The organism is Pantoea sp. B_9 (assembly GCF_008632015.1).
GTDB classification, from domain to species: Bacteria; Pseudomonadota; Gammaproteobacteria; order Enterobacterales; family Enterobacteriaceae; genus Pantoea; species Pantoea dispersa.
Genome location: NZ_VWVL01000001.1, coordinates 642,592 through 655,630 on the forward strand (window position 1 = coordinate 642,592; position 13,039 = coordinate 655,630).

At 55.9% G+C, this 13,039-nt stretch carries 12 protein-coding genes; 10 read left to right on the plus strand and 2 right to left on the minus strand.

All coding sequences use genetic code 11. From position 1 onward, the window contains the following. Window positions 1-172 precede the first annotated feature (172 nt). From F3I21_RS03070 to dcuR, 10 genes are all read left to right on the plus strand, one after another. Complete coding sequence (locus F3I21_RS03070; RefSeq protein ID WP_150058274.1) at window positions 173-664, plus strand: nicotinamide-nucleotide amidohydrolase family protein; 492 nt, start codon at window positions 173-175, stop codon at window positions 662-664. Between the two features lie 317 nt (window positions 665-981). Then, window positions 982-1,149 carry a general stress protein gene (locus F3I21_RS03075; protein WP_021506330.1) on the plus strand — a complete coding sequence of 56 codons (168 nt, stop codon included), beginning with the start codon at window positions 982-984 and terminating at the stop codon, window positions 1,147-1,149. 157 nt (window positions 1,150-1,306) lie between these two features. Continuing rightward, window positions 1,307-1,780: a ferritin-like domain-containing protein gene (locus F3I21_RS03080; protein ID WP_021506331.1), complete on the plus strand. Its 474-nt coding sequence runs from the start codon at window positions 1,307-1,309 to the stop codon at window positions 1,778-1,780. A 27-nt stretch (window positions 1,781-1,807) separates the two neighbouring features. Further along, window positions 1,808-2,323 carry a ferritin-like domain-containing protein gene (locus tag F3I21_RS03085; protein ID WP_021506332.1) on the plus strand — a complete coding sequence of 172 codons (516 nt, stop codon included), beginning with the start codon at window positions 1,808-1,810 and terminating at the stop codon, window positions 2,321-2,323. A gap of 36 nt (window positions 2,324-2,359) precedes the next feature. After that, a complete protein-coding gene (locus F3I21_RS03090) occupies window positions 2,360-3,229 on the plus strand; it encodes a manganese catalase family protein (protein ID WP_058757631.1) in 870 nt (289 codons plus the stop codon). A gap of 227 nt (window positions 3,230-3,456) precedes the next feature. Then, window positions 3,457-4,725 (plus strand): translesion error-prone DNA polymerase V subunit UmuC, encoded by a 1,269-nt coding sequence (gene umuC / locus F3I21_RS03095; RefSeq protein ID WP_150058564.1) that lies wholly within the window; start codon window positions 3,457-3,459, stop codon window positions 4,723-4,725. Window positions 4,726-5,113: 388 nt separating this feature from the next. Next, window positions 5,114-5,539, plus strand: a complete 426-nt coding sequence (locus tag F3I21_RS03100) for a hypothetical protein (protein WP_223815622.1) — start codon at window positions 5,114-5,116, stop codon at window positions 5,537-5,539. 347 nt (window positions 5,540-5,886) lie between these two features. After that, the gene (gene msrA, locus F3I21_RS03105) at window positions 5,887-6,423 is read left to right on the plus strand and encodes a peptide-methionine (S)-S-oxide reductase MsrA (RefSeq protein ID WP_059010355.1); all 537 of its coding nucleotides are present in this window, start codon (window positions 5,887-5,889) and stop codon (window positions 6,421-6,423) included. A gap of 114 nt (window positions 6,424-6,537) precedes the next feature. After that, window positions 6,538-8,172, plus strand: coding sequence for a sensor histidine kinase (locus tag F3I21_RS03110; RefSeq protein WP_150058276.1), 1,635 nt, complete (start codon window positions 6,538-6,540; stop codon window positions 8,170-8,172). After that, entirely contained in the window at window positions 8,165-8,884 is a 720-nt protein-coding gene (gene dcuR, locus F3I21_RS03115; RefSeq protein ID WP_021506339.1) for a two-component system response regulator DcuR, read from the plus strand. The genes F3I21_RS03110 and dcuR overlap by 8 nt, the downstream gene beginning before the upstream one ends. Here the strand turns inward: dcuR and F3I21_RS03120 are convergent. Together F3I21_RS03120 and F3I21_RS03125 are read right to left on the minus strand one after the other, a co-directional pair. Beyond that, entirely contained in the window at window positions 8,878-9,843 is a 966-nt protein-coding gene (locus tag F3I21_RS03120) for an FAD:protein FMN transferase (RefSeq protein WP_150058278.1), read from the minus strand. The two genes, dcuR and F3I21_RS03120, sit on opposite strands and share 7 nt — an antisense overlap. A 50-nt stretch (window positions 9,844-9,893) precedes the next feature. Continuing rightward, window positions 9,894-12,674, minus strand: coding sequence for a flavocytochrome c (locus F3I21_RS03125; protein WP_021506341.1), 2,781 nt, complete (start codon window positions 12,672-12,674; stop codon window positions 9,894-9,896). Window positions 12,675-13,039 lie beyond the last annotated feature (365 nt).

A 13,039-nucleotide genomic window follows, 5' to 3' on the forward strand; every position in this document is an offset into this window, starting at 1 on the left:
GTCCTGAATTTTAAGCTTAGCGGTAAACGCCGGGATCCTCGGTAACAGTTTAATTCGGCTAAGCAGCGGTGCAGCAATTACGCCTATAATTCGGATGCATATCACTGGCAATGCCTGTGAGCAGCGCCAGAGACGGCGTTTATTAATTTTACTCTGACAAGGAATAAAGAATATGGATGAAGAACTGGTTAACTTAGCGACCGAAGTGGGTAATAAATTACTGGCCGCCGGCCTGAGCGTCACCACCGCCGAATCCTGCACCTCTGGCTGGGTCGGTTCCGCGCTGGCGGCGGCCAGCGACAGTAGCCGCTTTTACAGCAGCGGCTTTATTACTTACACCAATCAGGCGAAGCAGCGCGTGCTGGGCGTCAGCGCGGAGACGCTGGCGCATGATACTGCCGTCAGTGAAGCCGCGGTACGGGAGATGGCCTGCGGCGCGAAAAAGCTCTCCGGGGATACGCTGGCTATTGCCGTCAGTGGCTATGCCGGCCCGGACGGCGGTGAGGACGGCACGCCAGCCGGCACCGTGTGGTTTGCATGGTGTCTGGCAGATGGCAGCGTGCACACCAGCCGGCAATGGTTTTCAGGTGAAGGTGAAGAAGTGGTGCGCAAAGCAACCCTTTTTAGTCTGGCGGAATTGAACCGTCTGCTCGACGCTATTTAGCGCCGCTTCGCCGTTCAATGATTAAACGTAAATAAATAAGCCGGGCGGATAAAATTCCCACCGGAGGAAAATGTGTTGAGCATAAATAATCATCAGGCAGGTTAAAAGCGAGACCGTAATATGGACCGGCTCGCTAAAAATAGCGTGGTTATTTTACACCACAATCTCCAGCCTTCTCATTAATATAGCGTTAGCGAGGCGTGAAAAATATAACCGTCCCGCTTGTGAGTGGCCTAAGGTGCATTAGTATTAAGTGTGCAAAACATGCATGGCGGCAGATGCGTCATGTTATTTATTACTCATCACGAGGTAATAGTATGACAGAGCATAGAGGCGGTTCAGGTAATTTCGCAGAAGACAAAGAGAAAGCATCTGAAGCGGGTAAAAAAGGCGGACAAAACAGCGGCGGTAATTTCAAAAACGACCGTGAGAAAGCGTCCGAAGCCGGCAAAAAAGGCGGACAGAATAGCCATCGCGATTCCTGATGCGCTGTAACGCAGAGTAAGGAATGTCTCGGAGCAGGGAATGCTCCGTCATCAACAGGATGACAGGGATTTATTGCTTCGTTTCATTCCCTCTCTTAATCGCGTTATCACTTAATGGCTTCAGCCTCCCGTTAATCACCGATTCGGAGAATATTCCATGAAAGTTAAATCGCTACTCGATCTTTTTATTCACGATCTTTCGGACGTTTACAGCGCGGAGAAACAGATCACCCGTGCGTTACCCAAACTGGTCCGGGCAGCCTCCGATGAAAGTTTAAAAAACGCTTTTCAGCAACATCTGGAAGAGACCCAGGGACAAATTGAGCGCCTCGATCAGGTCGTAGAGAGCCACGATGAGCTGCGCATCATGCGTATGAAGTGCCACGCGCTGGAAGGCCTGGTCGAAGAAGCGCAGGAGCTGATTGAATCCACCGAAGCCGGCCCGGTGCGCGATGCTGGCCTGATCGGCGCAGCGCAGAAGGTTGAGCACTACGAAATTGCCACTTACGGCACGCTGGTGGCCATGGCGAAAAAGCTGGAGCTGAACCAGGCCGCAGAGTTGCTGGCTGCCACGCTGGCAGAAGAAAAATCCACCGATGAAAAACTCACGGATATCGCGGAAAAACAGTAACGCGACTGCCGTACAACGGAGGTAGATATGACGACCACATCCGCACTTTCGCATTATCACGACTGGCTGCGCGACGCTCACGCCATGGAAAAACAGGCCGAAACCATGCTCGAGCAGATGGCAAAACGCCTGGAAAACTACCCGCAGCTGCGGGCCCGCATTGAGCAGCATATCGAAGAAACCCGTCAGCAGCAGTCTCTGCTGGAATCCATTCTCGACCGCCACGGTATTTCCCACTCCAGTGTAAAAGACGTGATGGGGAAAATGGCCGCCATGGGCCAGGCGTTTGGCGGTACCTTCGCGGAAGACGAAGTGGTGAAAGGCGCTATCAGCGGCTACGTGTTCGAGAATGCCGAGATTGGCAGTTACACCAGCCTGATCAGCGCCGCCACGCGTGCCGGGGATCAGGAGAGCGTGGCCATTCTCAAACAGATCTGTGAACAGGAGATCGCGATGGCGGACTGGATGTTAACGCACATGCCTGAACTGACCGATCAGTTCCTGCTGCGCAGCGAAGACCCGGACGCGAAAGCGAAACGCTGATTTTCTCTTTTCGTAAGAGACTTTTTGAGGTGAGCTATGTTTCGACACGTTAAGAAACTGCAGTACACGGTGCGCGTCAGTGCGCCGAACCCGGGCCTGGCCAATCTGCTGTTAGAGCAGTTTGGCGGTCCGCAGGGCGAACTGGCTGCGGCCATGCGCTATTTTACCCAGGGCCTCGGCGATGAGGATTTAGGACGCCGCGACCTGCTGATGGATATCGCTACCGAAGAGCTCAGCCATCTTGAGATTATCGGCTCGCTGGTTGGCATGCTTAATAAAGGTGCCAAAGGCAAGCTGGCCGAAGGCACTGAAGAGGAAGGCGAACTGTATCGCTCAATCACGGGTGCCGGTAACGATAGCCATCTGACTTCGATTCTTTACGGCGGTGGCCCACCGCTGACCAACTCCGGCGGCGTGCCGTGGACCGCGGCTTACGTGGATACTATCGGGGAAGTGACGGCCGATCTGCGTTCAAATATCGCCGCCGAAGCGCGCGCCAAAATCATCTATGAACGCCTGATCAACGTCACTGACGATGTCGGCGTTAAGGATGCGTTAGGCTTCCTGATGACGCGTGAAGCCGCGCACCAGCTTTCGTTTGAGAAAGCGCTGTACTCCATTCGCGACAACTTCCCACCGGGCAAGCTGCCGCCAATTGAGCAGTATGCGCACAACTACTACAACATGTCAGAAGGTGATGACGTGCGTGGTAGCTGGAACTCCGATGACAACTTCGATTATGTGGCCGATCCGCAACCGGCGGTGGATGGCGGCGATGGTCTGCCTTCTGTGACGCTGTCGCCGGATGAGCAGCGCGACATTGACGCGCTGGCCGCACGCACCGCGTCCGATCCGCTGATCGATCCGATTACCGGAGCAGAAGCGGGCAGCAAGAAGGCGCCCTGACGTTCAGTCAGACCAGGCAGTGACACGTTTTTTTCTCGCGCAGTAACTGGCCCCTGGCCCACGGCGTTTCCCCTGACGGGAACGCCGTTTTTTTCGTCCTGATGTCTGTACCCACCCTGTTCTTTTCCCCCACCAGCAACCTGGCCGGACAGATCGATTTCTGCTTCTCATTTTTACTGCATCTGACCTATACTGTTTTTATATACAGTATTTTCAGGATGCCGATGATGTATGCATTGGTCGACGTAAACTCTTTCTACGCCAGCTGCGAAACCGTGTTTCGCCCGGATCTGCGCGGCAGGCCGATCGTGGTGCTGTCAAACAACGATGGCTGTATTATCTCGCTGAGCCGCGAAGCGAAGGCGCTCGGCATCAAAATGGGTGCGCCCTGGTTTAAACATCGCGACGAGCTGATGCGTCATCAGGTGGTGGTGTTTTCATCTAACTATGCGCTGTACGGCAACATGTCGGCGCGCGTGATGGAGACGCTCGACCGGCTGGCGCCGCGCGTAGACGTCTATTCGATTGATGAGGCCTTTCTTGATGTCAGCGGAATTGAAGGCTACACCTCGCTGACGCGCTTTGGACAGCAGGTACGTGACTGCCTGTGGAAAGAGACGCACCTGAAAGTGGGCGTCGGCATCGCGCCAACGAAAACCCTCGCCAAGCTGGCTAACTGGGCGGCCAAACGCTGGACCAAAGCCGAAAACGTCATGGACCTCTCTGATCCGGCACGCCAGCGCGGCCTGATGCAGCGGGTGGGCGTAGAGGAAGTGTGGGGCGTCGGCCGCCGTTTATCCAGCAAGCTGAACCTGATGGGCATTCAAACCGCTCTGCAGCTGGCGGAGACCCCCACTGCGCTGATCCGCAAGCATTTCGGCGTGGTGCTGGAGCGCACCGTGCGCGAGTTGCGCGGCGAACCCTGCCTGGCGTTTGAAGAGGTGATTCCGCACCGGCAAAATATCCTCTGCTCGCGCTCGTTTGGCGATCGCATTACCGATTATCAGGATATGCGCGAAGCCATCGCCAGCTATGCGGCACGCGCAGCGGAGAAACTGCGCAGCGAGCGCCAGTATTGCCGCTACATCGGCACCTTTATCCGCACCAGCCCGCACGATCCGCATCAGCCCTACTATGCCAACGCCGCCAGCCAGACGCTAATTACCCCTACCGCCGACAGCCGCGACATTATTCAGGCCACGCTCAACTGCCTGGATCGCATCTGGATCCCCGGCAAACGCTACCTGAAAGGCGGCGTGATGCTGGGCGACTTCTTCAGCGACGGGGTGGCACAGTTTGATCTGTTTGCTGACTATCAGCCGCGCCGTAACAGCGATCAGCTGATGGCGCTGATGGATAAGATCAACGCCCACCAGCGCGGTGCCTTGTGGTTTGCCGGTCAGGGCATCCAGAAACCCTGGGCGATGAAACGCGACATGCTGTCTCCGGCTTACACCACGCGTATTAGTGACGTGCCGCGCGTGAAGGCAAAGTGACTTAACCTCTCTCCCGCGGCGACCCTGAACCTGTCACGCTACTCGGAATAATCGCAAGGCGGCGGGAGAGGAAATTGATAATTCACACCAATCGATACGCGATTAATGATGAAATTAATTTACAGATAATTGATCAATATCGGGTGCTGACGAATACAGCACTTAATGCTTAAACTTCACTGCCCTAAATGGCCGACGCTATTTTAAAATCAATGAAAATTTATTGCCGGCGCATCACAACAAAAACAAATCCATATCAAAAGGTTAGCCATAATTAAAATTACCGCATCAGCAAAATGAGATAAAGCGCACCATTATAATATTGCGCAACCATTAAGGCCGTGATATTTAAATCTGGACTTTACAATAAACTTACAAAGAGGGAAAAATGAAAATTAACCTTATGGGTTTGATGGTGATGCTCGTTATCCTGTTAAGTGGATGTTCGTCGACGGGGGGTGAGGATAAATACAGCGCGACCTACGTTCAGTCACACATTAAAGAAGGGAAAACCACCAAGGCGGAAGTGCAGCAGCTTTATGGTGTCCCGGATGATAATCAAAAATCCTCTCAGGGCACTACCTGGATTTACGAGAAAAATGCGGATTACAGCAGCGCCTCTTCGCTGCTGGGCTACATCCCGGGAGCGGGAGCCGTATCCGGCGCGTTAGGTATGGCAAACTCAGCAAGTGAAGTATCCTCTACGGCAGGCAAAATGGCAGATAAACGTAGTGGGAATACTGAAATACACGGTAATAGACTCTATATCACTTTTAATAATAGCGATATTGTAGATTACTGGAGTATCCGTTAATCCACACCGACAGAAAGTCATTTACCTGATGCGGCTCAGCTGAGCCGCGTTATTCTATTCAAACAAGAATATTATCTGCTTCGGATCCGCCGGGCTATTACACGCAAAATAAACCACGACATCTCACCGCTGAATAACGTTTTATCGCGCAGGTAAAAGTGCCGCTGGCAGATCGGCTGGCGTTTGCATCAATGCTGCACCCGTGCGGCGCAGATCGTCTGCGCGCAATGGCAAGACGCTACGGGCCAAGCCGCGCAAGGTTGTGCCAGAAATGTTAACAGAAAGCGGCTTGAATTCAGCGTGCTGAACCCCCACTCTAACGCTTTCGCCCTGACAGGAGTAAAACAATGGCAACCGAATATGCGATTATCGCGGGTGGCTGTTTCTGGTGCACCGAAGCAGTATTCAAAGATGTGATTGGCGTCGAGTCAGTCGAAAGTGGTTACACCGGCGGTGAACGTCCTAATCCCACCTACGAGCAGGTGTGCAGCGGCGCGACCGGCCACGCCGAAGCGATTCGCGTAGGCTTCGATCCGGAGAAGGTGAGCTACGGCGATCTGCTGGACATCAGCTTTGCCACCCACGATCCCACCCAGCTGAACCGTCAGGGTAATGATGTCGGCACCCAGTACCGTTCGGCGATTTTCCCGGCTAACGCGGAGCAGGAAGCCGAAGCGATTGCGGCGATTGCCCGCGCGCAGGAAGATCACAGCGAGCCGGTGGTGACCACTATCGAGCCGCTGAAAGCCTGGTATCCGGCAGAAGATTATCATCAGGATTACTGGGATGGCGCGGGTCAGCGCAACGGTTACTGCCTGGCGGTGATCCCGCCGAAGCTGCAGAAACTGCGTAAAAGCTTCGCGAACCGGGTGAAACAGGCCTAACCCGCCCGCTCTCCCCCACGGAAGGTCGTCATCGCTGACGGCCTTCCTGCATTTAGCGCGACCCGCTGCGGATTATCCGTCATAATAGCCCCCCGTTTTCCGCAGAGCACGACCATGATCTCACCACAGCAAGCCACGCCGGTGCGCAGGCGACCGATGAAGCTCAACACCCTGGTAACGCTGATGCTCAGCGCGGTGATTGTGCTGGTGCTGCTGAGCGTACACATGTTTTATTTCTTCCAGATTGGCGCCGCGACGCGCAGCCAGCTGGAGGATAAAGCCATGGCGGTGGCGCGCACGCTGGCGAAATCCCCCGAAATTCAGCAGGCGCTGCGCCTGCCGCCCGACCGGGCCGCTATCCAGCCCATCGCCAAAGCGGTGGAAGAGAGCAACCATCTGCTGTTTATCAGCATCACCAACATGGATGGCATCCGCTACTCACACCGGAATCCGGAGCTGGTGGGCAAACACTTTATCGGCCCGGACATCGAACCGGCGCTGCGCGGCAACGAGAATGTCTCCGTGAATCAGGGCTCGCTGGCCAAATCGCTGCGCGTGTTTACCCCGGTGTATGACGCCCAGCAGCGGCAGATTGGCGTGGTGGCTATCGGCATCTCGCTGGAGGCGGTCACCGACCAGATCAACCAGAGTCGCTGGAGCATTCTGTGGACCATTCTGATCGGCACTTTTGCCGGCGCGGTTGGCACCTTTATTCTGGTGCGCGTGCTGAAGCGCATCCTGTTCGGCCTCGAGCCATACGAAATTTCCACCCTGTTTGAGCAGCGCCAGGCGATCCTTAACTCCGTCAAGGAAGGCGTGGTGGCGATGGACGATCGGGGCGAGGTGACGCTGGTCAATCAGGCGGCGCGCCAGCTGCTGAGCGATAAAATGGGCAGCAGCGTAGTGAGTACCGCGCGCATTTATGATGCCTCGGTGATCGACCAGCATCTGCAGGAAGTGCTCAACGGCGGTCGCGCACGGCGTGATGAGGAGCTCAACGTCAATGGCCGTCTACTGCTGAGCAACACCGTGCCGGTGCGCAGTCAGGGACGCATTATCGGCGCGGTCTGCACCTTCAGGGACAAGACCGAAATCAGCCAGCTGATGCAGCGTCTGACCGGCATGGTAAACTATGTTGATGCCCTGCGTGAGCGCTCGCACGAGTTCATGAATAAGCTGCACGTGATCCTCGGCCTGCTGCATATGAAAAATTATGCGCAGGTAGAAGCCTATATTCTGAAGACCGCTAATAACTATCAGACGGAAATCGGCTTCCTGCTGGAGAAGATCAAATCACCGGTGATTGCCGGTTTTCTGCTCAGCAAAATTAACCGCGCCTCTGATTGCGGCCATCGCCTGACCATCAGCGATGCCAGTTACCTGCCGGACAGCGGCAACGAGCAGCAAATGGCGGCGCTGATCACCGTGGTCGGCAACCTGGTGGAGAATGCGCTGGATGCGATGAGCGAGCAGACCGAGGGCGAAATCCACGTCATGCTGCACTACCAGAACGGCTGGCTGACCTGTGAAGTGAGCGATGACGGACCGGGCATTGCGCCGCAGCATCTGGCAACCGTGTTCGACAAGGGCTTCTCCACCAAAGGCGAGGATCGCGGGGTCGGCCTGTTCCTGCTGAAACAGCAGACGGAGCACCTCGGCGGCAGCGTCAGCGTGGAGTCCGAGCCCGGCGTGTTCACCCAATTTTTAGTCCAACTTCCGTGGGATGGAGGAACCAAACCGCATGATTAACGTGTTAGTGGTCGACGATGACGCCATGGTGGCCGAGCTGAACCGCAGCTTTATCGGCCAGGTGCCGGGCTTTCACTGCGTGGGTACCGCCGCAACGCTGCAGCAGGCGCGCGAGTTCCTGTTTAATAGCGAAACGCCTATCGACCTGGTGCTGCTGGATATCTATATGCAGCAGGAGAACGGGCTCGATCTGCTGCCGGAGCTGCGCCAGGCGCAGAGTTCAGTAGAAGTGATCATCATTTCGTCAGCGGCCGACGCGGAGAACATTAAAACCTCGCTGCACTACGGCGTAGTCGACTACCTGATCAAACCGTTCCAGTTCCCGCGTTTTGAAGAGGCGCTGACCGGCTGGCGGCAGAAAAAATCGCTGATGGACAACCAGCACTATTATCAGCAGTCGGACCTCGATCTGCTGATGCACGGCAGCCCGGCCACCCAGCACGACAACAAACGGCTGCCGAAAGGCTTAACGCCGCAGACGCTGCGCACGCTGTGTCAGTGGATTGACGCCCATCCCGGCCATGAGTTTTCCACCGACGAGCTGGCGGCAGAGGTGAACATTTCGCGCGTTTCGTGTCGCAAATACCTGATCTGGCTGGCGCAGATTAATATCCTGTTCACCAGCATTCACTACGGTGCCACCGGCCGCCCGGTGTATCGCTATCGCCTGCAGCCGGAGTACCATTCGCTGCTGCAGCAGTACTGTCAGTGACGCAGCTGCCAGCTGAAATCCAGCTGGCTGAAGCGGAAATGGCGCGCCGGCGAGCAGATAATCTGCCGATCGCGGGTGACAAACACCGCGTCGATGTCAGGCTGGCCGGCGAGATACGCCAGCCCCTGCTCTACGCCCATGCCGTACAGCAGCGTGGTATAGATATCGCCATCCAGCGAGCGATCGCCAATCACCGTCACGCTCAATAACTCATTGTCCAGCGGATAGCCGGTGCGCGGATCAAAGATGTGATGCCAGCAGCGGCCGTCGCGTTCAAAGTAGCGCTCATAAATCCCGGACGTCACCACCGATTTGCCCTGCACCTGCAGCGTACCCAGCAGTTCATCGTCCCGGCCAAACGGTTTTTTGAGCCCGATACCCCAGCCCTGCGGCTGATGCGGCGGGCTGCCCAGCGTCTGCACATTGCCACCGAGATTAATCAGCGCCTGCGCAACACCCTGCTGACGCAGAAATGCCTGCACCACATCGGCGATGTAGCCTTTCGCGATGGCGCCCAGATCGATCTCCATGCCCGGCAGCGGCAGAAACACCGAGTGCTGTTCAGCATCCAGCACCACCTGATGCGGATCGGTCAGGCGCAGCAGCGTCTCAATCTCCGCTGCGGGCGGTACTTCACGCCCCTGAAAACCAATCTTCCAGCGTTTCACCACCGGACCGATGGTGAAATTAAACGCGCTGTCCGGCAGGATGCTCACCGCGTGCGCCACGCTAATCAGCGCAAAAACCGGCGCGCTCACCACCACCGGACGGCGTCCGGCTGCCTGATTAATGGCCATCACTTCAGATTCGGCGCGGTTGACGGTAAACAGGTTTTCCTGCTGTTTGATCAGGCGAAAGACCTGGCTGGCCAGCGTGGGATTGTCTTCGAACAGTTTAAGCAGAATGGGCGAACCCATGAGGACGGCAGAATAGGAATGGACGCCAGCGTCGCTTGTCATTGTGGCCCCGCAAGAGAACGATGCCCGCAGGGCGCGGGCATCGTGATAGCTTAGTTACCTAACGCCAGTTTAGCGGCATTACGACCCGCTTTGATACCAAAGATAATGATATCGGCGACGGCGTTACCGCCGATGCGGTTCGCACCGTGGATGCCGCCGACCACTTCACCCGCCGCCCAGGCACCAGGAATCACCTGTTTCTGCGCGTCAAGCACCGCGGTCTCGGTGTTGATGGTCACGCCGCCCATGGTGTGATGCACGCCCGGTGCGATACGAATCGCGAAGAACGGCCCCTGATTGAGCGGATGACGCAGCGCGGTGGCACGGCCAAAGTCTTCGTCTTTCTGGTTAATCACAAACTCATTGTAACGGCCCAGCGTGCTTTGCAGCGTTTCCTGATCCATGTTGAGTTTCACCGCCAGCTCGTGAGGTGTTGGCGCGCTAATCACAAAGCCTTTGGCGATGTATTCGTCCGCCGCTTTGTTGTTGGCACGTACCTGCTCATCGAACACGATCCACGCGCTTTTTTCCGGCAGCGCGATAATCTCGGCAGAAACTTTGTCACGGGTTTCCATTTCATTGTAGAAACGCTTACCGGCCTGGCTGACCAGAATCGCCCCGCCGCCGCGCATCGCTTCGGAAATCAGGTACGAGGTGGTCTGCTCAACCGTTGGGTGAATCTGGATTTCGCCCATGTCGACGGTCTCGGCGCCAATTTTCTGCAGCATGGCGATACCGCTGCCGGTGGCGCCTTTGTGGTTGGTGGTGACGAAACCATCCAGCTCCGGACGGTATTTCACCACCATCTCGCGGTTGGCACTGAAGCCACCGGTGGCCACAATCACGCTTTTCGCATTCAGGATGCGGCTGTCGTTGTACTCATCGACCACTTTCACGCCGGTCACCGCACCGTTTTCAAACAGGATCTCGGCCACTGAGGTTTCCAGCAGCACTTCGATGTTGCGCTGGTTAACGTTTTTCACCAGGCCGCTAATCAGGAAGCCGCCCACTGCCGAGCGATCTTCCGGACGGTGCGTACGGTCAATGCTCATGCCGCCGGTGATGGTGATATCGCTCAGCTCAATGTCTTTCGCCGCCAGCCACTCAATGGCTTCTGGCGCACGCTCAACGAATTCACGCAGCAGCACCGGGTTGTTTTTGAATTTGCCGCCTTTCAGCGTTTCCTCGTAGAACAGCTCTTTGCTGTCTTCGATGCCTTTCAGTTTCTGATAACGGGTTTCCGCCGCGTTCATCCCCACCGACGCTTTGATGGTGTTACCACCAATGGTGGGCATCTTCTCAATGATCACCACGCGCGCGCCGTCATCGTGCGCCTGAATCGCCGCCGCCAGACCGGCCCCGCCGGTACCAACCACCACCACATCGTAATTGACCGGCGCATTCGGGTTACCGCCCTCTTCAATCACATACTCTTTGCTGGAGGTAGTGAGCGCGCGCGATACTGCTTTCTTCAGCGCCTCACTCTGCGTGGTAGCACCGGTGATGGCATCGACGTGCGGACTGTTCGCCACCAGAATACGTTCACGCAGGCTTTCAAAGGTGCTGGTGAAATCGACGTCGAGGTTAGGATCCGGCACCAGCGAAATGTCGGTGATACGGTCGGTGTCGAGCGTTACGTTGATTTTCAGCTTCAGCGCTTCGGCTTCCACTTTCGCCTGGTAAACGCCGGCTTTGTACTTGCGATGGCCATCGCTGACGTCACGGATCATCGCATCCACCAGCGAGAAGCGCCACAGCGGTTCCGGAATGGTCAGCGCTTCGCGTTTGGTGCTGTCGATGTACAGATCCATGTGCTCGTTTTTGATGATGCGATCGGCCCAGTCCGGATAGGCAATACAGGCTTTACCAATCGCCACCAGATCGAAGCCCGAGGCCAGCGCCAGTTCGGCATCCTCTTTATTCACCACGCCGCCAACGCCAATCACCGGCACTTTCGCCAGCGTTGCCGAGCGCTGTTCAATGTATTTGCTGATTAACGGCGTCGGATCCTGGGTGTCGACAATCGACGGACGCAGCAGCTGGCCGACAGAGAAGTGCACGTAATCCAGCCCGCGCGCCGCCAGTTTTTCCAGCAGGTACAGCGTGTCGTCCCAGCGGATACCGGGCACTTCCAGCTCTTCCGGCGAGAAGCGATAGCCGATGATGAAATCCGCTGCGGCGAAGCGCTCCGCCATTTTGTGGGTAATTTCCAGCACTTCCAGCGGGAAGCGCGCGCGGTTGTCGCGGCTGCCGCCCCATTTGTCGTCGCGCTGGTTAGAGTTAGGCGAGTAGAACTGCTGAATCAGGTAGGTGTTAGCGCCGTGGATCTCCACGCCGTCGAAGCCGGCTTTGATGGCGCGGTTCACCGCATCACCAAACTTGGTGATCATCACCTCCACTTCTTCCGCCGTCAGCGCCTGCGGGGTGCTGGCACCTTCACGCGGTGCGGCGATAGCGCTGGGCGCGACCGGGGTTTTCCCGCCGATCAGCGCCGGCTCAACCATGCGGCCGCCGTGGTAAATCTGCAGAATGGCTTTGGAACCCTGGGACTTGATGGCGTGCGCGATTCTGGCCAGGCCAGGGATTTTGTTGTCGCTGTCGATGCCGATAGCGCCCGGGAACGCCGGACCGCGGTTATCGATAAAGGCGCACTCGACGATCACGGTGCCGATGCTGCCGGCACGCACGCGATAATACTCAACGAGATCGCTGGTCACGCCGCCGTCGTAATAGCCGGTACAGGTGGTCATCGGGGCCATCACCAGGCGGTTTTTCAGCACCGCCCCTTTCGGTAATGTCAGCGGATTAAGAATCGGGGTGAGCGTATTCATGATGAGCAACTCCAGAATTAAGAAATCGTGTATTCAATTCTTTGGCAGTTCGGAGGTCTTTATAATTAATTTAAGTGGTCCGACTTCATGGTATAAATATACCATTTTATTTAGTTACATAACCCAGAATGTTAGTTATATAAGTTTTACGCGTGAAAATACTTTTTATTGCTCATTGCTGAAATCCGCGCTCCGCTAAGTTTTAACCAATACTTGACAAAAATCAACTTTTTCCTTACATTTAAAACAAATAAAGTAATATCAAAGAGATAAAAAGCACCTTTCGCCCGATTCTGGCGGTATTTTTGCCGTTCCGTTCACTTTTAACACATATTTTACACCTGTTGGTTCATTTATTACGGCGT

Excerpts from the sequence above, each read along its gene's own strand:
- F3I21_RS03110 (WP_150058276.1), top strand. The coding sequence starts at position 6,538 with ATGATCTCACCACAGCAAGCCACGCCGGTGCGCAGGCGACCGATGAAG.
- F3I21_RS03080 (WP_021506331.1), top strand. The coding sequence starts at position 1,307 with ATGAAAGTTAAATCGCTACTCGATCTTTTTATTCACGATCTTTCGGAC.
- F3I21_RS03120 (WP_150058278.1), bottom strand. The coding sequence starts at position 9,843 with ATGACAAGCGACGCTGGCGTCCATTCCTATTCTGCCGTCCTCATGGGT.
- dcuR (WP_021506339.1), top strand. The coding sequence starts at position 8,165 with ATGATTAACGTGTTAGTGGTCGACGATGACGCCATGGTGGCCGAGCTG.
- F3I21_RS03075 (WP_021506330.1), top strand. The coding sequence starts at position 982 with ATGACAGAGCATAGAGGCGGTTCAGGTAATTTCGCAGAAGACAAAGAG.
- F3I21_RS03085 (WP_021506332.1), top strand. The coding sequence starts at position 1,808 with ATGACGACCACATCCGCACTTTCGCATTATCACGACTGGCTGCGCGAC.
- F3I21_RS03090 (WP_058757631.1), top strand. The coding sequence starts at position 2,360 with ATGTTTCGACACGTTAAGAAACTGCAGTACACGGTGCGCGTCAGTGCG.
- F3I21_RS03125 (WP_021506341.1), bottom strand. The coding sequence starts at position 12,674 with ATGAATACGCTCACCCCGATTCTTAATCCGCTGACATTACCGAAAGGG.
- umuC (WP_150058564.1), top strand. The coding sequence starts at position 3,457 with ATGTATGCATTGGTCGACGTAAACTCTTTCTACGCCAGCTGCGAAACC.
- F3I21_RS03100 (WP_223815622.1), top strand. The coding sequence starts at position 5,114 with ATGAAAATTAACCTTATGGGTTTGATGGTGATGCTCGTTATCCTGTTA.
- F3I21_RS03070 (WP_150058274.1), top strand. The coding sequence starts at position 173 with ATGGATGAAGAACTGGTTAACTTAGCGACCGAAGTGGGTAATAAATTA.
- msrA (WP_059010355.1), top strand. The coding sequence starts at position 5,887 with ATGGCAACCGAATATGCGATTATCGCGGGTGGCTGTTTCTGGTGCACC.